Origin of the sequence: Paenibacillus sp. HW567 (assembly GCF_000374185.1) — a bacterium.
Taxonomy (GTDB): Bacteria; Bacillota; Bacilli; order Paenibacillales; family Paenibacillaceae; genus Paenibacillus_AQ.
Map to the genome: position 1 here is coordinate 2,212,288 of NZ_KB910518.1, position 25,445 is coordinate 2,237,732.

At 51.1% G+C, this 25,445-nt stretch carries 19 protein-coding genes; 15 read left to right on the top strand and 4 right to left on the bottom strand.

Going from position 1 to position 25,445, the window contains the following annotated elements:
• Positions 1 to 154: 154 nt before the first annotated feature.
• From B212_RS0109960 to B212_RS31180, 3 genes are all read left to right on the top strand, one after another.
• Positions 155 to 1,270 (top strand): C45 family autoproteolytic acyltransferase/hydolase, encoded by a 1,116-nt coding sequence (locus B212_RS0109960; RefSeq protein WP_019910505.1) that lies wholly within the window; start codon positions 155 to 157, stop codon positions 1,268 to 1,270.
• Positions 1,271 to 1,291: 21 nt separating this feature from the next.
• Positions 1,292 to 2,164: an AraC family transcriptional regulator gene (locus B212_RS0109965; RefSeq protein WP_019910506.1), complete on the top strand. Its 873-nt coding sequence runs from the start codon at positions 1,292 to 1,294 to the stop codon at positions 2,162 to 2,164.
• 121 nt (positions 2,165 to 2,285) lie between these two features.
• Positions 2,286 to 3,866, top strand: coding sequence for a DEAD/DEAH box helicase (locus B212_RS31180; protein ID WP_019910507.1), 1,581 nt, complete (start codon positions 2,286 to 2,288; stop codon positions 3,864 to 3,866).
• 54 nt (positions 3,867 to 3,920) lie between these two features.
• On the opposite strand, the gene dapA is transcribed toward B212_RS31180, so the two are convergent.
• Positions 3,921 to 4,796 (bottom strand): 4-hydroxy-tetrahydrodipicolinate synthase, encoded by an 876-nt coding sequence (dapA, locus tag B212_RS0109975; protein WP_019910508.1) that lies wholly within the window; start codon positions 4,794 to 4,796, stop codon positions 3,921 to 3,923.
• A gap of 128 nt (positions 4,797 to 4,924) precedes the next feature.
• On the opposite strand from dapA, the gene B212_RS0109980 reads away from it, so the two are divergent.
• The gene (locus tag B212_RS0109980) at positions 4,925 to 5,824 is read left to right on the top strand and encodes a LysR family transcriptional regulator (protein WP_019910509.1); all 900 of its coding nucleotides are present in this window, start codon (positions 4,925 to 4,927) and stop codon (positions 5,822 to 5,824) included.
• A gap of 59 nt (positions 5,825 to 5,883) precedes the next feature.
• Here B212_RS0109980 and B212_RS0109985 read toward each other — a convergent pair whose 3' ends face one another.
• Positions 5,884 to 6,348: an AraC family transcriptional regulator gene (locus B212_RS0109985; RefSeq protein ID WP_019910510.1), complete on the bottom strand. Its 465-nt coding sequence runs from the start codon at positions 6,346 to 6,348 to the stop codon at positions 5,884 to 5,886.
• Between the two features lie 224 nt (positions 6,349 to 6,572).
• Between B212_RS0109985 and htpG the strand changes: the two genes are divergently transcribed.
• Positions 6,573 to 8,453 carry a molecular chaperone HtpG gene (gene htpG / locus B212_RS0109990; RefSeq protein ID WP_019910511.1) on the top strand — a complete coding sequence of 627 codons (1,881 nt, stop codon included), beginning with the start codon at positions 6,573 to 6,575 and terminating at the stop codon, positions 8,451 to 8,453.
• A gap of 74 nt (positions 8,454 to 8,527) precedes the next feature.
• On the opposite strand, the gene B212_RS0109995 is transcribed toward htpG, so the two are convergent.
• Complete coding sequence (locus tag B212_RS0109995; protein WP_019910512.1) at positions 8,528 to 9,394, bottom strand: LysR family transcriptional regulator; 867 nt, start codon at positions 9,392 to 9,394, stop codon at positions 8,528 to 8,530.
• A gap of 159 nt (positions 9,395 to 9,553) precedes the next feature.
• On the opposite strand from B212_RS0109995, the gene B212_RS0110000 reads away from it, so the two are divergent.
• From B212_RS0110000 to B212_RS0110015, 4 genes are all read left to right on the top strand, one after another.
• Positions 9,554 to 11,293 (top strand): ABC transporter ATP-binding protein, encoded by a 1,740-nt coding sequence (locus B212_RS0110000; protein ID WP_019910513.1) that lies wholly within the window; start codon positions 9,554 to 9,556, stop codon positions 11,291 to 11,293.
• Positions 11,290 to 13,029 (top strand): ABC transporter ATP-binding protein, encoded by a 1,740-nt coding sequence (locus tag B212_RS0110005; RefSeq protein WP_019910515.1) that lies wholly within the window; start codon positions 11,290 to 11,292, stop codon positions 13,027 to 13,029. Before B212_RS0110000 ends, B212_RS0110005 begins: the two co-directional genes overlap by 4 nt.
• Positions 13,030 to 13,200: 171 nt before the next feature.
• The gene (locus B212_RS0110010) at positions 13,201 to 13,761 is read left to right on the top strand and encodes a TetR/AcrR family transcriptional regulator (protein WP_028530720.1); all 561 of its coding nucleotides are present in this window, start codon (positions 13,201 to 13,203) and stop codon (positions 13,759 to 13,761) included.
• 2 nt (positions 13,762 to 13,763) lie between these two features.
• The gene (locus B212_RS0110015; protein WP_019910518.1) at positions 13,764 to 14,138 is read left to right on the top strand and encodes a hypothetical protein; all 375 of its coding nucleotides are present in this window, start codon (positions 13,764 to 13,766) and stop codon (positions 14,136 to 14,138) included.
• Positions 14,139 to 14,557: 419 nt separating this feature from the next.
• Here B212_RS0110015 and B212_RS0110020 read toward each other — a convergent pair whose 3' ends face one another.
• Positions 14,558 to 15,454 (bottom strand): AraC family transcriptional regulator, encoded by an 897-nt coding sequence (locus B212_RS0110020; protein WP_019910519.1) that lies wholly within the window; start codon positions 15,452 to 15,454, stop codon positions 14,558 to 14,560.
• A 311-nt stretch (positions 15,455 to 15,765) separates the two neighbouring features.
• Here B212_RS0110020 and B212_RS0110025 point away from each other — a divergent pair, with 311 nt between their 5' ends.
• From B212_RS0110025 to B212_RS0110050, 6 genes are all read left to right on the top strand, one after another.
• Positions 15,766 to 18,144, top strand: a complete 2,379-nt coding sequence (locus tag B212_RS0110025; protein WP_084673268.1) for a beta-galactosidase — start codon at positions 15,766 to 15,768, stop codon at positions 18,142 to 18,144.
• Between the two features lie 147 nt (positions 18,145 to 18,291).
• On the top strand, positions 18,292 to 19,887 hold the full coding sequence (locus tag B212_RS0110030) for a response regulator (protein ID WP_019910521.1): 1,596 nt from the start codon (positions 18,292 to 18,294) through the stop codon (positions 19,885 to 19,887).
• A complete protein-coding gene (locus B212_RS0110035; protein WP_019910522.1) occupies positions 19,884 to 21,674 on the top strand; it encodes a cache domain-containing sensor histidine kinase in 1,791 nt (596 codons plus the stop codon). Before B212_RS0110030 ends, B212_RS0110035 begins: the two co-directional genes overlap by 4 nt.
• A gap of 110 nt (positions 21,675 to 21,784) precedes the next feature.
• Positions 21,785 to 22,750, top strand: coding sequence for an ABC transporter permease (locus tag B212_RS0110040; RefSeq protein WP_019910523.1), 966 nt, complete (start codon positions 21,785 to 21,787; stop codon positions 22,748 to 22,750).
• Positions 22,751 to 22,778: 28 nt separating this feature from the next.
• The gene (locus B212_RS0110045) at positions 22,779 to 23,663 is read left to right on the top strand and encodes a carbohydrate ABC transporter permease (protein ID WP_019910525.1); all 885 of its coding nucleotides are present in this window, start codon (positions 22,779 to 22,781) and stop codon (positions 23,661 to 23,663) included.
• Positions 23,664 to 23,750: 87 nt separating this feature from the next.
• The gene (locus B212_RS0110050; protein ID WP_019910527.1) at positions 23,751 to 25,355 is read left to right on the top strand and encodes a DUF3502 domain-containing protein; all 1,605 of its coding nucleotides are present in this window, start codon (positions 23,751 to 23,753) and stop codon (positions 25,353 to 25,355) included.
• Positions 25,356 to 25,445 lie beyond the last annotated feature (90 nt).

Consider the following 25,445-nt stretch of genomic DNA (forward strand, 5'->3'; position numbering starts at 1 on the left):
GCTAATGGTTGCAGCATGTGCTGCAAGTGGGGGAAAGAGACCTTCAGCATTCCGAATGGGGGATGCGGGGTCTCTTTTTTGTGAGGATAGCAGTAAATATCAAGCCTGGAATGTTGCTCCTGGCTATACTTATGAAAAAAAGGAGGACAATCGAATGAAAACAGCCGATGCATTTTATATGAACTTTTCAGGTACAAATTATCAAGTAGGTGAGCAGCTTGCAGCATGGGTTTCCACACGGCCGGAGATGATAAAAAAGCTATTGCTCCCACCTGACACATTTCCAAAAGATAAGCTTTTTGAAATCATGAATTTATTTAATCAATATTGCCCAGGTGTCAATGATGAAATCGAGGGGTTTGCCGACAAACTGGGGATTGCGCCGGGGCAGGTGTTGTTTTATGCAATGAGCTATCTTGAACGTGGCTGCAGTCTTATGGCTTCATTGCCGGAGAAAAATGAGGATGGTCATACCCTTATGGCTTGTACGTTTGACTTTAATGATGAAATGGAAGATTTATGTCTTACCTCAACCCGGGTCAATGGCAGGTATGCCCATACAAGTACATTAGGTAATATTTTCGGGCGCACAAATGGTATGAATGAGCATGGTTTGGCAGTCTGTCAGTCTTCAAACGGGATGCCTGTAGGAAATTTCGAGGGAGGATTGAAGGCGGCTGTTTCCGGTCTAACCTTCTGGTCAATTATTCGTAGTCTTTTGGAAAATTGCATTAATATTGAACAGGCCCTTGTAAGCCTTGAAGAGATGCCTATTGGTTATAATCTGAATCTGCTGTTGGCAGATGCAACCGGAAAGATCGCACTTTTTGAGTGCTTTAATGGAAACAAATCTTCCAAGATAGTAACTGCGGCAGACAAGGATGCTTACATATGCGCTACAAACCACACTGTGTTGCCGGAATTGACATCACAAGAGCAAGTCCGTCTTGAAAATTCGATACACCGGTACAGCCTCATTCAGAGTGCTTTTTCGTGTAATGAAAAAATGACAAAAGAAAAGATTAGAACGCTGCTTACAAAAAGCTATCCGGATGGTTTATGCTGTCATTACTATCAAGGTTTTTTCGGTCTGCTTCATGCTGTTATTTTTGATGTTGAGGACAGAACGGCAGAAATAGTGTTTGGCTCTCCGCAAAATAACCCTTGGAGGAAATTCAAAATAAATCAGTTTTGTGAGAACCGTGTTTTCCATGCTGTTTTGCCTTATGAAGAAGTGCCGGAAGGCTTCTATACTATGATTAACCTGTAACGTTGGAGAGGAGGTGCCGTCGTGGAGTATTTTGAGCAAATAGAGCATGCTCTGGAATTTATTGAGCAGAATCTCAAAAATGAGATTACGGCTCCTGACGTTGCTGGTGCGGCGGCTTATTCCTATTCCCACTTTCATCGGGTGTTTGAAACGGCAGTGGGTGAAACGGTAGGCGGGTATATCCGCTCCCGCCGCTTATCCAAAGCCGCAGAGGAGCTATTGTATACTGACAAACGCATAATAGATATTGCGCTCTCATTTAGATTTGAGTCTCACGAAGCATTTGGCCGTGCTTTTAAAAAGCTCTACAGGGTAACACCTATGCAGTATCGCATAAACAGAACAGACACCATTATAGGACGAAAATCCGCATTGAGCTATGACGCTCTTTTACACCGCCAGAGAGTTTCATTGCAATCCGAAATTGTAATGGTTCCTGATATGCACCTTGTAGGCACACGTTTTCCAGTGAGTATTGAAGAGAATAGCAGTATAGAAATGTGGCCTCTTTTCAATAACAGGATACATGAAATTAGAAATCGGGTTCTTAACTCGGCGCGGTATTGCATTTATGAAGCGCATGGAAAATGTGATTATGATTCTTTGGATGCCCAAGCTGCAACTACCGCCTTTATTGGTGTAGCGGTAACACTACATGATTCTATACCAGATGGCATGGTGTTGAAAAAATTTCGAGGCGGCAAGTATGCACATTTTATCCATACCGGCACAACCGCTTCGCTTCTGTACACTTACCAATATATATGGGGTTCCTGGATACCGTATAATAAAATTGAACTCGCGGAGAGAGATGATATAGAATGCTTCACTGAAAGATTTAAAGGTGCTGTGGATGAAACTTCTGAAACAGATATATATATTCCAATTGAATAAACAGCGGTGAAGTTGTTTCCACATATATGCGAATCTGTGGTATCATTATGCGTTATGACTTTTCATAGCTATAATCGCCACATGAGATCAAAATATATGTATCGTAGATGAAGGAGACCACATGACTTTTAATGATTTGAAGCTAAACCCAGCGATCCTCAAGGCGCTCAGCCAGGAAAATTATACATCACCGACCCCGATCCAGGAGGAAGCTATACCCGCAGCTCTGTCCGGCAGGGACGTGCTTGGCTGTGCGCAGACCGGAACCGGTAAAACGGCTGCTTTTTCGCTGCCCATTATTCAGCTCCTGAGCCAGCAGCCTTCCGTTACCGGAGGGAAACGACGCATCCGTTCGCTGATTCTCACGCCGACAAGAGAGCTGGCTCTGCAAATTCTGGAAAATATCCAGGCTTACACCAAATTCACTAACATCCGTTCGGCGGCTATTGTCGGCGGCGTATCGCAAAAACCGCAAGAGCGGGCTTTAGCCCAGGGTGTGGATATTCTGATTGCGACTCCCGGCCGCCTGATCGACCTGATCAGCCAGAAGTTTGCCGATCTGCAGTATGTGCAGTTCCTTGTGCTGGATGAGGCGGACCGCATGCTGGACATGGGTTTCATTCATGATGTGAAGCGGATCATCGCCAAGATGCCAAGCAAAAAACAAACGTTATTCTTCTCGGCTACGATGCCGGCAGAGATATCAAATCTGGTCAAAACTCTGCTGGTCAATCCGGTGAAAATCGAGATTACCCCTGTCTCCTCCACCGTGGACAGAATTGAGCAATCCATCTATTTGCTGGAGAACGGCAACAAGCAGAAGCAGTTGAACCGTCTGCTGCAGGACAAATCCATTGCCTCCGCGCTGGTCTTCACCCGCACCAAACGCGGCGCAGACCGGGTCGCCCGCGACCTGGGCAAAATCAATATTACCGCTCAGGCGATTCACGGCAACAAATCACAGAATGAGCGGCAAAATGCGCTGCGCAACTTCAAAAGCGGAGCTACCCGCGTGCTCGTTGCTACGGATATCGCCGCCAGAGGGATTGATATTGACGAGCTGTCGCATGTCATCAATTTCAACCTGCCGAACATTCCCGAAACCTATGTTCACCGTATCGGCCGTACCGGCCGTGCCGGAATGAGCGGAATCGCCATCTCCCTATGCGAAGCGGACGAGCTTCCGTTCCTCAAGGATATCCAGAAGCTGATTGGCAAGACGATCCCGGAGGTCAAGGACCATCCGTACCCGATGGCGCAGAGCGCTCTGGCGCTGCTGAATGAACGCCCGGCAAAGGCGCCGGCGAAGCCGGCCAAAGCGAAGGCCAACCCGGCACGCAAGCCGAAGCAGGAGTGGTTCACACAGGGCAACCGTCCGGGCAGCGGCTCCGGCGGAAGCAAGAGCGGCAGCGCGGGCAGCAGAGGTGGCGGTGAATCAGCCCGCAAGGCAGGAGCAGGCGCAAGACCCGGAGGTGCCGCCGTCAGCGGAGGTACTGGAGCCAGCGGTACCGCTGCTGGCGGTAGAGCAAGCGGAGGGAACGGCGCCGGAGCAACTGCAAGCAGCCGCTCCGGCGGCAATGGCGGCAGACTTGGCGAGAGAGCGGCCAGCCGTACCGGCGGCCATCCGGGCAAAGGACAAGGCAGCAATACAAGCGGCCGTCCGGTCAACCGTCCTGCCGCTAAGGCTGGCAGATCGCAATAAAAAGAAGCCTCCCGGTCATGGGAGGCTTCTTTCAAATAAATAGGGCATTAAGATTTACCCGGCGAGATAAGCCCCAAGTTCCTCACGCAGCCCGGAGCTGATCGAAGTCATCGGCAGGCGGAGCGTATCCGAGGCAATCTCTCCGTAGGCGCTTAGCAGCCATTTGATCGGAGCCGGATTGGACTCCTTGAAGAGCAGCTTCATCAGCGGCACCAGCTCGTTGAACGCTGCTGTGGCTTCCTCAAGCTGTCCGGCTTTGAATTGCCCGTAGATGCTGAGGAATTTTGCGGTATGCACGTTGGCGGAGGCCAGCATGCCTCCGGCGGCTCCGCAGCCCAGCATATGCAGGAACTGCAGATCATCGCCGCACAGCACCGGCTTGGATCCGAGGCGGGACAGCTCGGAGACGAGCAGCGGCGAGCCGGAGCAGTCTTTTAAGCCTACGACATTGTTCATTTCAAGAATAGTACGTGCCGTATCGACGGTCATGCCGACTCCGGCGCGTCCCGGGATGTCGTAGGCCATAACCGGAATGCCGACCTCTGCGGCTTTGCGGAAATGCTCGATAATTCCTTGCTGCGAAGGGCGGCTGTAATAAGGAACAACCACCAGTGCAGCGTCTGCGCCCGAATTGGCAGCAAGCTCTGTGCGGGCTACAGTGGAAGCCGTATCGTTAGTGCCGGTGCCGATGACCAGCGGAATGCTGCTGGATTTCAAGATTTCCCGTGAAGCGTTCACGAGTGTCTGCAATTCCTGTATGTTGACTGTCGGCGATTCTCCTGTTGTTCCATTAACGACCAGACCATGAATATTGTTCTTGATGATGTTGTTCACATAACGCTGATACGATTCCAGGTCAATTTCGCCAGCTTCTGTAAACGGGGTTACCACGGGAACATAGACTCCATAAATCTGTTCTTCTGTTAACATGAATATCGTCCTCCAACAATGTAAAATCCTTTTATCTTACTGTAGCATGGAATATTGCATCGGCGTTAGCTATAATAAGTGATGTGGGTTATCAATAATTTTGATGTCAGGGTGAGGAGGGCGAGGATATGGACTTAACATATATGCGCACCTTTCGTGAGGTGGCGAAGCGGCAGAGCTTCACGCGTGCGGCGGAAGAGCTGGGTTATGCACAGTCCAGCGTAACGATGCAGATCCAGAAGATCGAGAAGGAATACGGGGTTCCGCTCATGGAGCGGCATGGACGCGCACTACGCCTGACCCCTCCAGGGGAAGAGCTGCTGAAGCTGTTCGTGGAGATTCTGGACTTATATGACCGTTCAAAAGAAACCATTGCCCAGCAGATCGGGGGAACCTTGACGATAGGGACGATTGATTCGCTCGCGGCGTTTTATTTACCGCCTTTCCTGCAGCAATTGCGGACGACGTTTCCAGGGCTGAATATCCATCTGCAGACCGAGCAGGAGGCCAATCTGATTACCAAGATCAGGGACGGCGAGGTCGACATCGGCCTGATGCTTGACCGCAGCACGACAGATTCACAGCTCGAGCGTATGATCATCAGGGACGAGCCGCTGGTGCTGGTGGCACCGAAGGGGCATCCGCTGGCCAAGCTGGACCGTGTGACGCTGCAGGACCTGAACAACTGCGAGCTGATTGTATCCGAGGAGAGCTGCATCTACCGCAGCATGTTCGAGAATCTGCTGCGCGAGCACGGAATTATTTTCCGCATCGGCTTTGAGCTGTCCAACCTGGAGGCGATTAAGCGCTGTGTGCGGAATGGGCTGGGCATCGCCCTGCTTCCAAGAATCGTAGCCGAAGAGGAGATTGAGCGCGGGAATTTGGCGGAGCTGTCTTTTGGACACCCGGAGATCCATTTCGATCTGCAGCTCTTGATCCACCCGAAGAAATGGAAATCGCTGCCGCTGCAGTCGCTGATTCAAATGCTGCTGGCGGACGCGAGGGCCAAGGCTGAAGCGGTATTATAAGGAAAGAAGAACAAGAGGTTATCGCCGCTGAGAACGCTCTTGTTCTTCTTTTTCCATAATTAATTATCTGAACCTATAACAGGCACACATATTTCACAGAGATGATTGTTTATCATTTGAACGGTGTATCTCTCTACGATTGGTTTGCCGGTGTCCATTTGATAGCCGCTGCTCTGGATAGCCGGGAAAATTTCCGTCCATGCCCTTTGAATATCTTCTGCGGTATGTTTGATTAGGAAGCAGACATAATTCCCGCCGGAAAATTCACCTTCATCAATGGAATCATCCACCTGATAATCTCCTGAAATGACAATACATACATCATATCTACAGTTTTCAGGAAGTGTTGTTGCAGGGTTGTCTTGTGGAATTCCGAACAGGATGGCTGATTCAGTCAGCAGATTGTGCTCCTTAGCCCATTTTTTTAGCTGCTCCATGGCTTGTGCATTGGCCGGTCCATATGGACCAACCTGCCGCACATAGGCAATGCGATAATTTGGCAGAGCTTCGAGCTTCATTTTCATAGTTTCATTTTCCTTTCTTTAACAATATTCACTGCATGTCGAATGCTAACATGATATAAAAATAGATTCATTCTTTTTTTTAAAAGGGGCTCTGTATGCAGCAATATATTGACATCAAAAACGGAAATATGGTATATAAAAGGAAGTGTTAGCACTCATTAGAGTGGAGTGCTAATCATCCGGAAATGACCAGAAGTTATTTTTGAAAGGAGATTTACTTATTCATGGCCAAAAAAGAGTTTAAAGCCGAATCCAAAAGATTGCTGGAAATGATGATTAACTCCATTTATACGCAGCGTGAGATTTTTCTGCGGGAACTGATTTCGAATGCAAGCGATGCCATTGACAAAATCTATTACAAAGCACTCGCCGATGAAACGCTGGTGTTCAATAAAGAGGATTATTATGTTAAAGTTGCTGCCGACAAGGAGAGCCGTACGCTGACCATTACCGATACGGGGATCGGGATGACTCAGGAGGAGCTGGAGAACAATCTGGGGATCATCGCGAACAGCGGCTCGTTTGCTTTTAAGAAGGATAATGAAGCCAAGGACGGCCACAACATCATCGGACAGTTCGGGGTCGGCTTCTATTCCGCGTTTATGGTGGCAGACGATGTGACGGTAGTCAGCAAGGCGCTGGGCAGCGACCAGGCCTTCAAATGGGAATCCCAGGGTGCGGACGGCTACACCATTGAGCAGACAGAGAAGGACAGTGTGGGTACCGAAATTACGCTGAAGATCAAGCCCAACACCGAGGAAGACAACTACGATGAATTTCTGGAAGAATACCGCCTGAAATCCATCATCAAGAAATATTCCGACTTCATCCGTTTTCCAATCAAGATGGACATCACCGGCAGCAAGCCGAAGGAAGGCAGCGAAGGCGAGTTCGAGGAAACCAAGGAAGAGCAAACCGTCAACAGCATGGTGCCGATCTGGCGCAAGAACAAAAGCGAGCTGACCGAAGAGGACTACAGCAACTTTTACGCAGAGAAACGTTATGGCTTTGACCAGCCGCTGAAGCATATCCACATCAGTGCCGACGGTGCGGTGGTCTACAACGCGATCCTGTTCATTCCAGAGAACACACCGTTCGACTATTACACCAAGGAATATGAAAAGGGCCTGGAGCTATATTCCAACGGCGTGCTGATCATGAACAAATGCGGCGACCTGCTGCCGGATTATTTCAGCTTCGTCAAAGGGATGGTCGATTCCGAGGATCTGTCCCTGAACATTTCCCGCGAGCTGCTGCAGCATGACCGCCAGTTGACACTGATTGCCAAGAACATCAAGAGCAAGATCAAGAGCCAGCTCCTGAGCCTGCTGAAGGATGAGAGAGAGAAATATGAGAAGTTCTACACCTCTTTTGGCAGACAGTTGAAGTTCGGGGTCTACAATGACTATGGCATGGAAAAAGAAACCCTTCAGGATCTGCTGATGTTCTACTCCTCCAAGGAGAAGAAACAGGTGACGCTGGCTGAATATGTGGACAGAATGCCGGAAGACCAGAAGTATATCTACTATGCTTCCGGGGAATCGGTTGAACGGATCGAGAAGCTGCCGCAGACCGAGCTCGTATCGGACAAGGGATATGAAATGCTCTATTTCACCGACGACATTGACGAATTTGCGATCAAGATGATCATGTCCTACAAGGAAAAAGAATTCAAAAACGTCTCCAGCGGCGATCTGGGCATTGAAGAGAATGCCGAGGACAAGCCCTCGGAAGCGGAAGAAAATGAGAACAAGGAATTGTTCGAAGCCATGAAGGGATTCCTCTCCGGCAAAGTGAAGGACGTCAAGGCCTCCAAACGCCTGAAGTCCCATCCGGTGTGCCTTTCCACGGAAGGCGAACTGACGATTGAGATGGAGAAAATCCTCAAAGCGATGCCTAACGGCCAGGAAGTGCAGGCAGACAAGGTGCTGGAAATCAACATTCACCATGATGTCTTCCAATCCCTGAAGGCTGCCTCTGAAGGCGATAAGGAGAAGCTGGGCCTGTACACGAACCTGCTATACAACCAGGCACTGCTGATCGAAGGCCTGCAGGTAAGTGATCCGGTGCAGTTCACGAATGATATTTGCAAAATCATGGTCTAATGCGCGGCTGCTGCGCCCCGTAATAGGAAGATTAACCCGCCTCCGGTGCTGACCGGGGCGGGTTTTTTGCGCGGTTATTTCTGAAAGTTCTCGATAAACTTCTCAGCCAGGGAGGACAGGTATTTGTCCTTCATCCAGACTGCGGCTACGCGGGTATTCAGCGAATCGCTGGCAATTTCTTTGACGATCAGGCTGCTGTTGTTGGCAAGGGTGAAGGCGGACCTTGGGATGATGCCGATGCCCAGGCCGGCGTTGGCCCAGAGCAGGGTGGTGCGGGCGTCGTCGTTCATGCAGAACACCAGCGGATCGAAGCCATTCTCAAGACAGGTCTCGCGGATCAACTGCTCGAACCGGCGGTAGATGATAAGCGGTCTGTTCCTCAGTTCCCCGATATCAATTGCCGGCTCTCCGCCGGTCCAGTCATAATCAGGCGTCATGACGGCAATCATAGGTTCAGAGGCGGTGTAGACACACTCCAGGCCACTGCTGCTGAACGGGGTCCGCACGATGCCGACTTCGACGATGCCTTTGTTCAGCAGGTCGAGCACCCGGTAGGTATTACCTTCATGAATCTCAAATTTGACCCCGGAGTAGACCTGGTGGAATTCAAGCAGCCGTTCCTGAAGCAGTGTTGCCGCAGAAGAGGAGACGGTGCCGATGGAGAGTGTGCCATAGATGCCTTTCACAAAATCCTTAAGCTCCCGGGTGGTGGAATCGGTCAAATCCAGAATTTGCTGTGCCCGCTCCCGCAGAATCATCCCGGCTTCCGTTAGCTGTATACTGCGCGGCCCGCGTTCCACGAGCTTGACTCCCAGCTCATCCTCCAGCAGCTTGAGCTGCTGGCTGAGCGGGGGCTGAGCCATTTGCAGCTTTCTTGCTGCTGATGTAATTTGTCCCTCCTCGGCAATAGCCAGGAAATATTTAAGCTGGCGGATATCCATAGACTAACCTCCGGTTGTGATAGATTGACATATGATAAAGATATCGCATAGATACGAAACCAATATTATTAATATGTAAGCAGGTATGACATAATCATAACGGGTCTTATCTGTTTTTCAAAGCTTTTTACATACTACTTATGTTAGGTGAGGATTACTGTGTACAAAATTGCTGCATTTCTTAAGCCGTACCGAAAAGAAGTGATTATCGGGCCGATCTTCAAGCTGCTGGAGGCAATCCTGGAGCTGCTGCTGCCGACAATTGTGGCGCTGATCGTCAACAACGGGATTGGCCGGCATGACAGCGGCTATGTGTACCGGATGGGCGGACTGATGGTGGTGATGGCTGTGCTCGGCTTCGGCTGTTCGATGGTCTGCCAATATTATGCCGCCCGTGCTTCGCAGGGGTTCGGGACTTCGCTGCGCAATAAGATGTTCAAGCATATTTCGTCGCTGTCTTATGCCGAGCTGGACATCTTCGGAACGCCGTCGCTGATCAACCGGATCACGAATGATGTGAACCAGCTTCAGCTCGCGGTAGCGATGCTGATCCGTCTCGTCATCCGTGCGCCGTTCATCTGTATCGGGGCGATCATCATGTCGATGATTCTCGACTTCCGTTTGTCCCTGATTCTGCTCGCGGCGACTCCAGTTATTGGCGTGATCCTGTATTTCATTATCACGCGCAGCTCGCCCCTGTACCGCAAATACCAGCAGAAGCTGGATCATCTGGCGCTGGTGCTCAGCGAGAATCTATCGGGCATTCGCGTGATCCGTGCCTTTGCCGAGAGCCGCAGGGAGAAGCAGCGCTTCGACGCCGCTTCAGAGGATTTGACGGCAACGGCTATCCGCGTCGGCCGCATTTCTGCCTGGCTGGGGCCAATGACTACGCTTGTGGTCAATGCGGCGATTATCGCCATTCTCTGGGCAGGCGGCATCCATATAGATGCCGGACGGCTGTCCCAGGGCGAAATTATCGCTTTTATCAATTATGTCACCCAGATATTGCTGGCGCTCATTGTGGTCTCCAATCTGGTCATTCTTTTCACCAAAGCAGCCTCTTCTGCTAACCGTGTGAATGAGGTGCTGGCTGTGCAATCTTCCGTTGTGGATACAGGGAATCTGGAGCTTCCACCCGCAGATGGGCAGGCACCGGCGATTGTTTTTGACCATGTCTCATTCGGCTACAACACCACGGGTGAGCTGGCGCTGCACGATATTTCGGTAACCATCCGGCGCGGGGAGACGATCGGGCTGATCGGCAGCACAGGCTCCGGGAAGTCAACCTTCGTAAATCTTATCCCCCGCTTCTATGACGCAGTAGAAGGCGAGATCCGGGTAGAGGGCATAAATGTCAAGGAATACGGGCTGGAGCAGCTTCGGAGCAGAATCGGCATCGTGCCGCAGAAGGCGACGTTATTTAGCGGTACGATTGCAGACAATATCCGCTGGGGCAAGCAGGATGCCTCGTCTGGAGAGCTGATGGAAGCCGCTGCTGTCGCCCAGGCTGAGGAGTTCATCCAGAAGCTGCCCGAAGGGCTGGCTACTCCGGTTGCGCGGGGAGGCATGAACCTCTCCGGCGGACAGAAGCAGCGTCTGACCATCGCCCGCGCCATCGCCATGCGCCCGCAGATTCTCATTCTGGACGATTCTTCCAGTGCACTTGATTTCGCCACCGATGCAGCGCTGCGCCGGGAACTCAAAGAGAACAGCCGGGATACAACCGTCCTGCTCGTCTCCCAGCGGGTAAGCACTGTGCGCCAGGCGGAGCAGATCATCGTCTTCGAGGAAGGGCGGATCGCGGGCATCGGCACACATGAAGAATTATTGAAGAGCTGCGGAGTGTACCAGGACATCTGTCAGTCCCAGCTATCTAGTGAGGAGGTGGGGGCGCGATGAATGCCGGAGCAACCTGGAAGAGAATTATTGGGTATACCAAGCAACATAGGAACATCGCTATTGTCGCTGTATTCTGCGCCATACTGAGCGTAATCGCCAGTCTGATTGGCCCGCTTCTGATTGGCCGCGCTGTGGATAAGATGCTCGGCCGAGGGCAAGTGGATTTTGATGGAATTCTCTGGCTGCTGCTGATTCTGGCTGTAGTCTACATTGTCGGCGGCTTCTTCGGCTGGGTGCTGACCTATTATACGAACCGGATCGCTTACCGGACGGTCTATGATTTGCGGCGTGAACTGTTCGACAAGCTGAACGTACTGCCGCTGAAATTCCATGACAACCATCCCCAGGGAGACAGCATCAGCCGTTTCGTTAACGATATGGATGCCGTCTCGGATGGACTGCTGCAAGGCTTCTCCACGCTGCTGACCGGAATTGTGACCATTGCCGGAGCCATCGGCCTGATGCTCTATATCAGTCCGGTAATGACAATTGTTGTGCTGCTCTCGGCACCGGCAACCTTTTATGTTGCCCGCTTCATTACTACACGTTCCCAGAAGCTGTTCCGGGAGCAGGCCAAAATTCTGGGCGGACTGAACGGCTATGTGGAGGAAATCGTTGGCGGACAAAAGGTGGTTCAAGCGTACCGTTATGAGGAGCGCAGCTTTGCACGTTTCTCCGAACGGAATAACGAGCTGTATCAAACCGGCGTCAAATCTCAGTTCTACGGCTCGCTGTCCAATCCAACCACACGGCTGGTGAACAACATTACCTTCTCGGTGATTGCGATGATCGGCAGCGCACTGGTGATCGGGGGACATTTCTCAGTAGGGGATCTCTCCAGCTTCCTGATCTATTCGAACCTGTTCGCGAAGCCGTTCAACGAAATTACCGGCGTGATCACCCAGCTCCAGTCGGCCACGGCTTCGGCGCAGCGGATCTTTGCGATTCTGGACATGAAGCCGGAAACGCCGGACGCCGAAGGTGCACATGTACTGGGCGTAAGCCAAGGAACCATCACCTTTGATAAGGTGAGCTTCGCATACACCCCTGAGCGTCCGCTAATCAAGAACTTCAGTCTGGAAGTGAAGCCGGGGACACGTGTGGCAATTGTCGGACAGACCGGAGCCGGGAAAACAACGCTGGTCAACCTGCTGATGCGCTTCTATGATGTGGACAGCGGCACGATCAAGATTGATGGCGTAGACATCACCTCCATTACCCGCGACAGCCTGCGCCGCAATTTCGGGATGGTGCTGCAGGAAACCTGGCTGTACGGCGGGTCGATCCGCGACAACATCGCTTACGGCAAGCCGGAGGCGACAGAGGAGGAAGTGATCGCCGCTGCCAAGGCTGCGAACGCCCACAGCTTCATCAAGCGGCTGCCCGAAGGTTATGCCACGAAGATTTCCGGTTCAGGGGACAACCTGTCCCAAGGGCAGAAGCAACTGCTTACTATCGCACGCGTCATGCTTGTCGATCCGCCGATGCTGATCCTGGACGAAGCCACCAGCAGTATCGACACCCTGACCGAGGCCCGTATCCAGAAGGCTTTTCTCACGATGATCTCCGGGCGTACCAGCTTTGTGATTGCCCACCGGCTGTCCACGATCCGTGAGGCGGATGTGATTCTCTACATGAAGGACGGCGATATCGTCGAGAGCGGCACACATGAGCAGCTCCTGAAGAGCGGCGGCCATTACGCCCGGCTGTATAACAGCCAGTTTGCGGCGGTGTAAGTTTTAGAGTATGTTTGTCACAAGAAAAAAGCTTCAGCCAAGACATCTGATGTCTTTGGTTGAGGCTTTTTTTATTTTGGCTCGAAGCGGCATCACCTTATTGACAAAGAAAAGCAGTAATGTATAATTAAACACGTATTAAACATGTTTAATTATTGTAAAGGAGAATTCATGATGACAGGTGATACGAAAGATAAGCTAATTGAAGCAACAAAAAAATTGCTTTTGTCCTCTAAGGCCCCCAAAAAAATTACCGCAAGGCAAATTTCAAGTGAAGCAAATGTCAATTTGGCTATGATAAATTATTGCTTTGGTTCAAAAGACGAATTGTTGAAAATTGCAATTGACAGCATCATTGCTTCTGAATTCAAACAATATGCAATCACAGATATTAGTCATAGCCCGAAAGAGAAGCTAAAAAAAGTGTTGTATCATATTTGTGAAGTCACCATTAAGTACGCCAATATTACAAGGCTTTCCGTGCCGTATGTATTGCTTGATGCTCCTATAGAAATTCCTGATGAAATTTTGCCTTATATAAAAGAACATTTTCATGATACGAGAAATGAACAATTTTGCAAAATACTTGCTTATGAAGTAATTAGTTTTTTACAGCTTATTTTCTATCGAGCAGAAGATTTTTACAAATATTCTGGTGTGAATATATTTAATGAAATTCAATTAAAAGAGCTTATTGATAATCAGGTAGATATGCTGTTAGGAGGAAGTTAACAATGAAGAACAATTTAAGAAAGCTCTCAATTATGGCATTTGTAATGGCTATACCTTCTCTAATTATTTCCGATTGGTATTACAAAGGATATGGGATTCTGGTAATGTTTATCTTCCTAACAATTGGATTAATTTTAGACCAGATTACACGATTGAAATTTCCGGTTTCAGTTGTATCTCCACTTAATAATTACCGGAAAAACAAAATACTTAATATATTTTCTTTAATACTATTTATACAATCGCCAATTGGGTTGATTTATGGAAATAAATATGCAAATAATTTAGGGTTTTGGATAATGGCTGTAATGATATGTTTGGGTATTACTTTAAATCAAATAGCAGCTAACAAATATCGTTATACTGTGGGAAAATAAAAGAAATGTATTTATGGAAATAATGGGGATCATATCAATTATTCTTTTGGTGATCATACTTATTCGTGGTTTATGGGGGAAGGAAAACCATTATGCCCGGCTCTATAATAGCCAATTTGCGGCGATGTAGCTTTAATTGATTAGGATTTGAAAATAAAAACAGCGTCAGTCTGGACTTGAGACTTTTGTCCAGAGCTGATAGCTGTTTTTATTTGCGCTTTCCTTTAGGAGCATTGCCGAGCACCGCTGGGCTCAGAATCACCTTGTACCATCCAGCCATAACGTAAATACCACCCAAACGCCGAAAAGAAAATATTCAGTTCAGCCGTCGAGACGAAAAGAATAGCGAGTATTACCACGTTATAGAACATCTTCTTTAGTGATCTTACGTTAATTCTGGAGAGGAGGCCAGGCTTGAACTACCCCTTAGGAATCCCCCTATACCGGGAAGGGGAGTACCCGGTGATCTTCTTGAACAGCCTGGAGAAATAATACGGGTCGGCAATGCCGACAGCGCTGCTGATCTCCTTGATGCTGAGGTCGGTGAGGTCCAGCAACTGTCCGGCCCGCTGCATCTTCATCCGCAGGAAATATTCAATCGGCGGCAGTCCGCTCTCCTGCTTGAATAAATGGATTAAATGCTGCTGGGATAGTCCGGTATGCCTGGCGATCTCCGGGAGCTTGACCGGGCTGTTCAGACGCTCTTGCATATATTCGATGGCCTGCTCCAGATAACGCCCGCGTTTCTTATCCCCGGCAGCAAGTCCGGTATGCAGCCCGATGCCGGACAACAGATGGCGCATAGTCTGGGAGACGTGGACATGTGCCGGGAGCTGGTAGGTCCGGTCCATCAGTAAATTGAAGACGCTGCCGAACTCTTCAATGAGACGGCTGGAGCTGCTGACGGGCAGCGCAAGCGGCCCTTGATTGAGCCCGTACATTTGAATGAGGGACAGGACATGGACGCCTTTGAGGTGGAACCAGTATATACTCCAGGGCTCAGAGTCGGAGGCTCCATAACGGTGCGGTGTCCCAGCCGGGATCACCATGAGCTGATGCTCCTTAACCGCTATGAGCCGGTCATGATCTAGCTGAATCCAGCCCTCCCCTGCGGCGCAATAGATAAAAATATGGGAATCGCAGCCCTCCGGGCGCTCACGCAGATGATGCTCGGCGCGGGGGAAATAGCCGATATCGCTAACAAAGAGCGGAGCGGTCAGCTCATGCTCGCCCAGTGCCTTAAGCTGTGATTCGGGCAGCACGAACAGCTTCTCCTGGGCAAAGCCATCTTTTTTCGGGAAGGATTCCTGTTCCATAAAGTGTACCTCCTTGTGATCCGGCAATCTGATGTTTCTTCACGGTTACAGATACGAATATAATCCATCATAATCCGCATTTCGTCAATTGGGTCAGCAATTGCTCCCGGGTATATTAGGAGTATCAGGGCGAAGTTGGGACAACCGGCGGTTCACCGCAGGCTGTGCCATAGCTGACCGCTGAACGATGACAGTTGAACGATTCCAGCCAACCTTAGCTTTTTAGAGAAAAACGTAAGTTTTGAAGGTAGGTCAATGGGGAGAACCCGTTCTATCATAGAGAGAAATGGATCACATCAAAGGAGCGGAGAATGATGACAAGGACGGCAGACAATCACCAGCCCGGCATTGATCTGCGGGGGATATCCAAGGATATCCGGCCGGGGACGCTGAAGCTTGGCGGGCATAACCCCCAGGGGAATGAAATCTCATTTACGAACTTTTATATGGAGTGGAACCGGCGCCCGTTTTTTGGGATTTGCGGAGAGCTTCACTTCTCGCGGCTTGCCCATGACAGGTGGGAAGAAGCCTTGCTGAAGATGAAAGCGGCAGGGATTAACATAGTGGCCAGCTATATTTTCTGGATTCATCATGAGGAGGAGCAGGGGGAATTCCGCTGGGACGGAGACCTGAATGTGCGGAGATTTGTCCAGCTATGCGCCAAACATGACCTGAAGGTGATTCTGCGGGTAGGGCCGTTCTGTCATGGGGAGTGCCGCAATGGAGGCCTGCCTGACTGGCTGTATGGCCGTGCGTTCGAGGTCCGCTCGAATGATGACGGCTATCTGAAAGTAGTGAAGGCGCTTTATCAGCAGATCGGTGCAGAGACAGCGGGATTGATGTTCAAAGACGGGGGGCCGGTTATCGGCATCCAGTTGGAGAATGAGTATATGCATGCGGGTGCGCCGTGGGAAATGACAAGCGGCCAGTCTAATGAGTTCATTCCTTCCGGGAGGGATGGAGAGGAGCATATGCGGCGGCTAAAAGAACTGGCTGTGGAAGCTGGTCTCGTAGCTCCGGTGTATACCTCCACAGGCTGGGGAGGCGCAGCGGTGCTTAAGGATGAGGTGCTGCCGCTATTTGGCGGGTACGCCTACACACCGTGGAATGTGACTGCAGAGCAGCCGCAGCAGCCGCCAACGACTGAATTTTTGTTCCAGGACTATCACAGCAACACTACGCCTGTCCCTGCATTTGAAGTGCCTCCTTATGCACCTGAGGACTACCCTTATGCCTGCTGCGAGATGGGGGGAGGAATGCAGGCCTGGTATCTGGCCCGGTTCCAGGTAGCGCCGGAGACGGTAGAGGCGATGAGTATTCAAAAGATTGCCGGAGGCTGCAATTTCATCGGCTATTATGTATTCCACGGCGGCTCTCAGCCTGTCGGCAAGCATGCCTATATGAATGAAAGAACCAATCCGCGGATATCGTATGATTATCAGGCGCCAATTGGTGAATTTGGCCAGGTCCGGGAATCGTACCGGCGGCTGAAACTGATCTTTTCCTTCGCGCGCACCTTTGGCGAGAACCTGTGCGGGATGGCTACGGTGCTGCCGGATAGTGCGGCAAGGCTGCATCCGGCAGATACTGGGCAAGTGCGTTACGCCGTGCGGGTGCGGAATGGCTCAGGGTATGTCTTCCTGAACAATGTGCAGGACCATGCAGAAATGAAGGATCATGAAGGCGTTTCCCTGAAGCTCGAATTGGACAAGGGTCCCCTGCGACTGCCCGCATCCGGCGGATTTAGCTTGAAAAAAGGCGTGTCAGCAATTCTGCCCTTTAATTTCCGTATGGGCGGCCTTTTACTGAAATATGCAACAGCCCAGCCGATCACCTGCATCGTACGAGAGGGTATTGCCGAGTATTTCTTTTTTACGCCTGAAGGAATGTCCTCCGAGTTTTGCTTTGATGAAAGCGGGCTGGCGGGGATCACTGCGGAGCAGGGGGACATCCGGTATGAGGAGGGCTGCGCTTTTGCAGCTTTTGAAGAGGAGAAGGGCGGAGTCATGAAAGTGGTTACCCTGGCCGGCGAGACAGTGATTGTGCATTTGCTTACACGTGAGCAGGCGCTGAATTTGTGGGAGGTAGAGCTGTGCGGAGAGCGGAGGCTGGTCCTGTCGGAAACCCCCTTTACAGTTAATGACGGTGAGCTGATCTTTTACAGCCGCGGCAGCGGAAGCACCGCATTTGCGATGTATCCCGCGCCGCAGCAAGAGCTGTCCTCCAGCTTCGGCAAGATCCGTCCGGGTCAGGAGGCCGATGTTCACGGGTTTACGCAATATGAGCTGGAGCTGCCGGATGCTTCCTTCGAGTTACAACGCCAGATGAGCGGCAACAGTAAGGCTGCGCTGACTCTTCCGGCGGAAGTGTGGGAGCATCCCCACCTGCATGAGCTTTTCCTTGCCGTTGACTATGATGGTGATGTCGGCAACGCGTCAATTAACGGGAGGCTGACCGGTGACCATTTCTGGAATGGCGATATTTGGGAGCTGGGACTGCTTCAGCATCAGAAGGAACTGAAGGAGCATTCGCTGGATCTCTATATCGCGCCTGACCGGAGAGGCCAACTGGTGCGCAGCGATTCCGCGATGGCGGTTCAGATTGCCTTTATTGGCCAGGAGATCGCCGAGATTCGCGAAACGAAGCTGATTCCTGAATGGAGAATCTCTGTGAAACCGCTATCCAAATAATACCTGGTTGAATTAACTGTATTCTATTATGCTTCAATTGCAGTCCGCTAAGAACCAATCGCAGTCCGCCAAGGCGGTCTGCTTTTGCTATTTTTTCTGGAGAGTCAAGATCAGCCTGCACAAGAGACATAGCAAAGGGGGAGCAAGATGAAGCTGCTTATCGTAGACGATGAAGAGAGAACCCGGGAAATGCTGCGCAAGCATATCAACTGGGGGGAACTGGGGATTCATGAGGTGGAAACGGCGCGGAACGGTCTGGTAGCGTTGGAAATGTGCGGGAGCTTCCGGCCCGATATTGTGCTCTGTGATGTCCGTATGCCCAAGATGGACGGAATTGAATTCGCGCAGCGTCTCCGGGAGAGCGACGATTCCTGCAAGCTGGTATTCCTGAGCGGCTTCTCGGACAAAGAGTATCTGATGTCGGCAATCCGGCTGCATGCGCTGGATTATATTGAGAAGCCAATCAACCCGGATAAGGTGCAAAAAGCGGTCCAAGCCGCGGTGGAGTCGAGGAAGCAGGACGATAAGAAGCGGCAGGAGGAGCGCCAGCTTCAGGATGCGTATGATGAAGGCCTGCCCTATCTGAGACAGGAGATGGTCCGCAAGCTGATTACGGCTCCTGAATCGCCGAATGTGCCGAAGGCTTTGGAGAGCCGGGAGACCTTTCTGCTCACGCCGGAGGGGCCGTACACCGTGATTGCCTCGTCGCTGTATTGGCAGCCGCCGCAATATCCCGAAGATCCCAAGCTGGTGCAGGAGGCGGTGCTCCGGGCGCTGAACATGAACGGTCTGCTGGCCTCGCTGCGGGGGATCTGCGGGTTCGATACCCGCCATTTTCTGATTATTATTCTGCCCGGGGCCTACGGCAGCAGCTACCGGGATCAGCGGAATGTGCTGGAGGAATTATATGCCGAAGTGGCCGGGATCATAGGCGGCGGCATTCGTTTCCGCATGGGTGCCGGAGAACCGGCGGAGCAGCGGATGGAGATTCCGGAGTCCTACCAGACAGCGCTGGATGCTTGCAGTCTGCATTATTACAGTGAGGGCAGCAGGCTGATCTTTCCAGGTTCGCTTGGGGGCAACCGGGAGCTGGCGACGGACTGGAATGTGGTGCGGAATCTGCGTGAGCTGCTGAAGCGGGGCGAGCTGGAGGAAGCCCGCAGCCTGATCCGGAACTGGACGGAGCAAGCAAGACAAGCCCGTGATCTCGACATAACGCGGCTGAATGATTCCTATTTCCAGTTCCTGCTGGTCATTCTCGATGTGGCCGTCCAGCTAGGCTTCACAGATACGGATGAAGATACGGAACGCCGGTATATCTGGAAGGAGATCGACCGGATTCCCGATTTGGCAAGCATGGAGAAGTATATTCTCTCCTTTCTGGACTTGTTCCTGATCACCCCCGGCCCGGAAGGCACATCCGCCAAGATGCGGGAAATCCTGCAGTATATTCACAAGCATTTTCATGAAAAGGGTTTCACAATTATTGAAATTGCCGATCATGTGGCGCTGAGCGAGACTTATCTGTGCTCCCTGTTCAAGAAGCAGCGCGGCGGGACGGTCAAAGAATATATCACCTCGCTGCGTACCGAGAAGGCCAAGGAGCTGCTGCTTGACAAGGAGATGAAGCTGTACGAGGTGGCGGTGCGGCTCGGCTTTGCCGATGCGAACTATTTCACAACCTTCTTCAAAAAATATGCGGGCTGCACGCCCACGGAATACCGGGAGAGGATGGCGAAATGAGATGGAGACCCCGGAAGCCCTTCGCCGATTACAGCATCCGCTATAAGCTGTTCGCCACTTATATGCTGGTAATCATCATTCCATTGGTGCTGCTGCTCTGTATCCATCTGGAATTGACCGCAAATGAAAATGAGAAGCAGGCGCTGTATTCGGCCCGCAAAATGCTGGAGGAGACCAAATCCTATCTGCAATACCGCGCGGAAACGGTCAGAGAGGTGCTGAACTTTATTTCCTTCAATGATACGGTTCAGACGCTGGTAGCAGAGGACCCGAGCCGGTATGAGGATGTCAATGTATGGGGAACGGACGCCAACAAGCTCGCCCGTGTGCTCGGACAATTCCGCTACAATTCGGATATTGAAACTGTGCAGCTCTACATGAAGCAAGGGCTGGCATCGGCCACGGAAAATCCCGACTATATGAATTTGGGCAATGTGGAGAACAGCGACTGGTTCAAGGACTTCATGGCTTCGCATTCAGCCTTTGCCTGGCTGCCTTCGTCCGCCTTCGCCCAGGATGGTCAGAGTGACAAGGTATCTGTACTGCGCGTAATTCCAAATGCCCACAATATTCAGCAGACTGACGGCATCGTACGCGCCCAGATCTCCCAGAGCACGCTGCGCTCTGTGCTGAATCATGCCATTGCCACTCCGTCTACCTCCGTTGCGCTGTTCAATGACCACGGCGATATTCTCAGCACCTCCGGCGGATTTCCTTATACGGCAAAGGATTTTACGGACATGGTGTCCCGTGCTTCGGCGGATGGCGACACGGGCAACTACTGGACAGACCGCCTGGAATTTGGCGGAGAGCGCATATTGTTCGGACTGCAGGCGATTCCCGAGACTGATATGAGCGTGGCGATGATTGTCCCGTATTCCGATATTCTGAAATCCAGCAACAAGATGCGCAACCGGCTTATTCTCATTTTTTCACTCATTGTTCCAGTCACCTTCGCGCTCTCCTTCATTGCGGCCGGCTCCGCTACCAAACGTCTGCGGCGGCTGATTCTGCATGTGCGCAAGGTCAAGAACGGCAATTTCCGCATTGCTCCGCTCCCGGCCAACCATGATGAGATCGGCGAGCTGACCTACAATTTCAATGTGATGGTGGAGAATGTATCGCAGTTAATGGAGGAGACCTACACTCTGGGACGGGAAGTGAAGAACAAGGAGCTGAAAGCGCTTCAGGCGCAGATCAATCCGCATTTTCTGTATAACACGCTGGATCTGATTAATATTATGGCGATTGAATCGGGGAATGGGGATATTTCCAAAGTCGTGGACAGGCTGGCGTTATTCTACCGGCTTAGCTTGTCGAACGGCAGTGAGACCGTCACTCTGGACAGTGAGCTGCGGCATGTGGAGTCTTATGTGTCGATTCAGAATATGCGGTTTGGCAACGCGATTACGCTTACGCTTGAGGTTCCGCCGCTGCTGCTGAACTGTGAGGTGCCCAAAATCATGCTCCAGCCCCTGATCGAGAACGCAATCCTGCACGGCATTATGGAAAAGGATTCGGAGACAGGCGCAATTCGGGTGTCCGCCGCCGAAGAGAAGGGCGATCTTGTGGTGGATGTCAGCGATGACGGCATCGGAATGGACGGGGAGACGCTGGCGACAATTCTGACCAAGACGGCCAGCAAGAGAACCGGCGGCTTCGGCATACGGAACATCCAGGAGCGGCTTCAGCTCAACTATGGACCGATGTATGGCTTGTCTTTTGTGAGCCGGCCGGGTGAAGGAACCTCTGTGCGCATCCGGCTTCCCAAATTAAATGAAAAGTAAGCGCTAACACAGATTTTCGAAGAAGATCGAAACTTTGCCCCGTAGGTGCGTGTTCCCGGACATTTTACAATAAAAGAGGAGGAAGAGAAACCAAACTGAGGGGGCTGCTTATGGGTACCAAGGTGGAACAAATTGCTGTTAAGAAAAAAAAGACAGCCAAGAACCGGTCGCCGCTGCAGGAGTTGCGAAAAAACTGGGTGCTGTATGCGATGTTTTTGCCGATTGCCATTTTCTTTATCATTTTTGCCTACATCCCGATGACCGGCGTAATCATGGCGTTCAAGGAATTCAACTACAGGGACGGCATCTTTATGAGTCCTTGGAACGGGTGGGAGAACTTCGATTATTTCTTTCAGTCCGGCAAAGCCTGGCTGGTGACGAAGAATACGATGATGTACAATCTCGTGTTTCTGGGAGCCTATACGTTTTTCTCGATTCTGGCCGCTGTGCTGATCTCGGAGACGTATAACAAATTTTTCAAAAAAGCTACACAGACGTTTATGTTTCTGCCCTACTTTATCTCATGGGTTACCGTATCCGCATTCGTCTACAATTTTCTGAATTATGAGTTCGGGATTGTCAACGTGTTCCTGCGGAATATCGGGCTTGAGGCGATTGATATTTATTCGAACACCGGATACTGGTATCTGCTGCTGCCGTTCCTCTATATCTGGAAATGGGTCGGCTTCGGGAGTGTTTTGTATCTGGCGGCGATTGTCGGCATTGACCAGGAGATTTACGAAGCGGCGACCATCGACGGTGCAACACGGTTCCAGAAAATCATGAGAATCACCCTGCCCTTGCTTAAGCCGACAGTGGTGGTACTGGTTCTGCTCGGTCTTGGACGGATCATGCGCGGCGAGTTCGACATGTTCTATCAGCTCATAGGCAACAACGGTGCGCTGATGAATGCCACGGATATCATTGATACATTGGTGTTCCGGTCGCTTGTGGGTACACAGGACTTCGGAATGGCCTCCTCTGTGGGTCTGTACCAATCCGTGCTGACGCTGATCATTATCCTGATCGCCAACTATCTGGTGCGCCGCTATGACAAGGATAATGCGCTGTTCTAATTAAATCGCAAGTAAGGGGTGAATAATCATGGAGAAAAATAAACTCAATTCCGCGCCTGTCTTTCAGGCCTTCTCGTACACGGTTGTCTCGTTGATTGCGCTGGTATGTCTGCTGCCCTTTATCGTCCTGATATCCGGTTCCATCTCGGATGAGAGCCAGGTGCTTGCCAAGGGATATTCCTTTCTGCCGCGCGGCTTCTCGCTGGATGCCTATGCATTTATCTTCCGCAATCCCGCCGATGTGCTCTCCGGCTACCGGGTATCGCTGATCGTGGCTATAGTCGGGACAACGCTGTCACTGCTAATATCTACGATGGCTGCCTATGTGATGTACCGCAAGGAAGTGAAGTACCGCAATCAGCTAGCGTTCTTCCTGTTCTTTACAACCCTGTTTAACGGGGGACTGGCCCCCTATTTCATCTGGATTACCAGCTATCTGCATCTGAAAAACACACTTGCGGTGCTGATTCTGGTCCCAATGTTCAACGTCATGTACGTCCTCATTCTGCGCAGCTTCATTCAAGGCTCCGTACCGGAGCCGCTGATTGAATCAGCCAAAATTGATGGAGCGGGGGACTTCCGCATCTTCTGGCAAATGGTAATGCCGCTCTGCAAGCCCGCGCTTGCCTCCATCGGCCTGTTCACCATTCTGGCCTATTGGAATGACTGGTGGACCCCGATGATGTTCACGGATAAGGACCAGTACGTTCCGCTGCAATACCTGCTCTATAAAATGCTGTCCTCGATAAACATGTCCGCGGCGATGGCCCAGCATGTGTCGAACATCGACACACCGAAGGAAACGTTCAAGCTGGCCATGACCGTAATTGCTACCGGACCCATCGTCATCCTGTTCCCGTTCCTTCAGCAGTATTTTGTTAAAGGTATTACCATCGGCGCTGTAAAAGGCTGATGACCGGCCGGTCCGGTCCTGCTTCGTTATGAATCCTGCAAGCCCGGGGATTTATATAGAATTGCCATCACTTAAGGGGGTATAAGAGTGAGAAAAGCAAAGAAAAACGTCGTGTTCATCCTGACGCTGCTGCTGTCGCTGTCCATGCTGCTAGCTGCCTGTTCCGGCAGCAACAACAAGTCAAACACGGAAGCGGAAAGCACTGCAAACGCAGGCGGCAACACATCGTCTGACAAGGGTGCAGATCAGAAGGAGGTTGTGCTGAAGGGTTACCTGCTCGGAGAAGCTCCGAAGGGTATGCCGGAGGTGCTGGCCGCACTCAACGAAAAGCTGAAGAAAGACATCAATGCCACCATCGAGCTGAACTATATCGGCTGGGGCGACGTGCAATCGAAATATCCGCTGGTGCTGGCCTCCGGCGAAGATGTGGACTTTATTTTCTCTGCGGACTGGAACTATTATGTTCAGCAGGCGACCAAAGGCGCTTTCTATGAGCTGAAGCCGGAGGATATCGCGAAATATATGCCGAAGAAATCGGCTGCCATCAATCCGGCTGCCTGGGATGCCGCCAAAATTGAAGGCAAAATATTCATGATTCCAACGACTACCCCGGACCGCAAGGTCAGTGTGGCTGTCCTGCGCAAGGATATTATGAAGGAAGCGGGCCTCACCGAGGTGAAGCGATTCTCCGAGCTTGGACCTTATCTGGAAGCGGTGAAGAAAAATCACCCGGATATGATCGGTCTGAATCTGGATTCGCAATTCGACCTGCCGACTCCTTACCAATATCTGCTGCGTGACAAAATCGGTTATCCGGGCGCTCCAATTGATTCCGGCAACCCTATGGCCCAAGGCATAGCTTATGACTTCGAAGATCCTACAGGCAAGCTCTACAGCATGGTGGAAGAGCCTTACCTGAGTGCACAGAAATATGCTGCCGGGATTATGAAAGACTGGTACGATAAAGGCTATGTCAACAAAAACCCGTATTCGAACAAAATCCGCTCCAAGGATAATTTTGCGGAAGGTAAATCTGCGATTGCGCTTGGCAATACGATTGACGTAGCTTCCATTATGGAAGCTGCCCAGGCCAAAGGCATTGAAACCTATGTGGTTTCGTCATTGACGGCTGACGGCAAAGCGCCGCAGAACTCGTGGACCAACAACGGGATCTCCATCGCGGCCAATTCCAAAAATCCTGAGCGCGTAATGCAGGCCTTCGACCTCATTATGGAAGATCCGTCCTACGTATATCTCACTTATTTCGGTCTGGAAGGCAAGAACTATGCCATGACGGCAGATGGTAAAATCGGTCTTCCTGAGGGTGTCACCTCCGAGAACAACACGTATCCTCCTGACGCTGCCGGCTTCTGGTTCGTGAACAAGGACCTGTTCAAGCCGATGCAGAACTGGCCGCAAGCCTATATTGACCATCAGGAGAAGGTGAAGGATTTCCTGACCGACTTTACGTATAACGGCTTCACCTTTAACTCAGACAAAGTGAAGACTCAGATTTCGAACCTCGCGAATGCCTCGACACAGTACGCCAATCCGATCTATATCGGTGCGGTCAAGGATGTTGACAAAGCCTTTGACGATCTGGCCAAAAACCTGAACAGCGCCGGTCTGGACAAGGTGAAGGCAGAAGTGCAGGCCCAGGCGGATGTCTATCTGGCGGGCAAGAAAAAATAAGCTCTGCAATTTCAGGTTAAAATAAGACAGGTTATAAAAACCGCCAAAGCAACGCTGAATAAGCTGCGCTTTGACGGTTTTTTGCGGACC

Coding starts and splice junctions, on each gene's coding strand:
- B212_RS0109960 (WP_019910505.1), top strand. CDS start 155: ATGAAAACAGCCGATGCATTTTATATGAACTTTTCAGGTACAAATTAT.
- B212_RS31180 (WP_019910507.1), top strand. CDS start 2,286: ATGACTTTTAATGATTTGAAGCTAAACCCAGCGATCCTCAAGGCGCTC.
- dapA (WP_019910508.1), bottom strand. CDS start 4,796: ATGTTAACAGAAGAACAGATTTATGGAGTCTATGTTCCCGTGGTAACC.
- B212_RS0109980 (WP_019910509.1), top strand. CDS start 4,925: ATGGACTTAACATATATGCGCACCTTTCGTGAGGTGGCGAAGCGGCAG.
- B212_RS0109985 (WP_019910510.1), bottom strand. CDS start 6,348: ATGAAAATGAAGCTCGAAGCTCTGCCAAATTATCGCATTGCCTATGTG.
- htpG (WP_019910511.1), top strand. CDS start 6,573: ATGGCCAAAAAAGAGTTTAAAGCCGAATCCAAAAGATTGCTGGAAATG.
- B212_RS0109995 (WP_019910512.1), bottom strand. CDS start 9,394: ATGGATATCCGCCAGCTTAAATATTTCCTGGCTATTGCCGAGGAGGGA.
- B212_RS0110005 (WP_019910515.1), top strand. CDS start 11,290: ATGAATGCCGGAGCAACCTGGAAGAGAATTATTGGGTATACCAAGCAA.
- B212_RS0110010 (WP_028530720.1), top strand. CDS start 13,201: ATGATGACAGGTGATACGAAAGATAAGCTAATTGAAGCAACAAAAAAA.
- B212_RS0110015 (WP_019910518.1), top strand. CDS start 13,764: ATGAAGAACAATTTAAGAAAGCTCTCAATTATGGCATTTGTAATGGCT.
- B212_RS0110020 (WP_019910519.1), bottom strand. CDS start 15,454: ATGGAACAGGAATCCTTCCCGAAAAAAGATGGCTTTGCCCAGGAGAAG.
- B212_RS0110025 (WP_084673268.1), top strand. CDS start 15,766: ATGATGACAAGGACGGCAGACAATCACCAGCCCGGCATTGATCTGCGG.
- B212_RS0110030 (WP_019910521.1), top strand. CDS start 18,292: ATGAAGCTGCTTATCGTAGACGATGAAGAGAGAACCCGGGAAATGCTG.
- B212_RS0110035 (WP_019910522.1), top strand. CDS start 19,884: ATGAGATGGAGACCCCGGAAGCCCTTCGCCGATTACAGCATCCGCTAT.
- B212_RS0110040 (WP_019910523.1), top strand. CDS start 21,785: ATGGGTACCAAGGTGGAACAAATTGCTGTTAAGAAAAAAAAGACAGCC.
- B212_RS0110045 (WP_019910525.1), top strand. CDS start 22,779: ATGGAGAAAAATAAACTCAATTCCGCGCCTGTCTTTCAGGCCTTCTCG.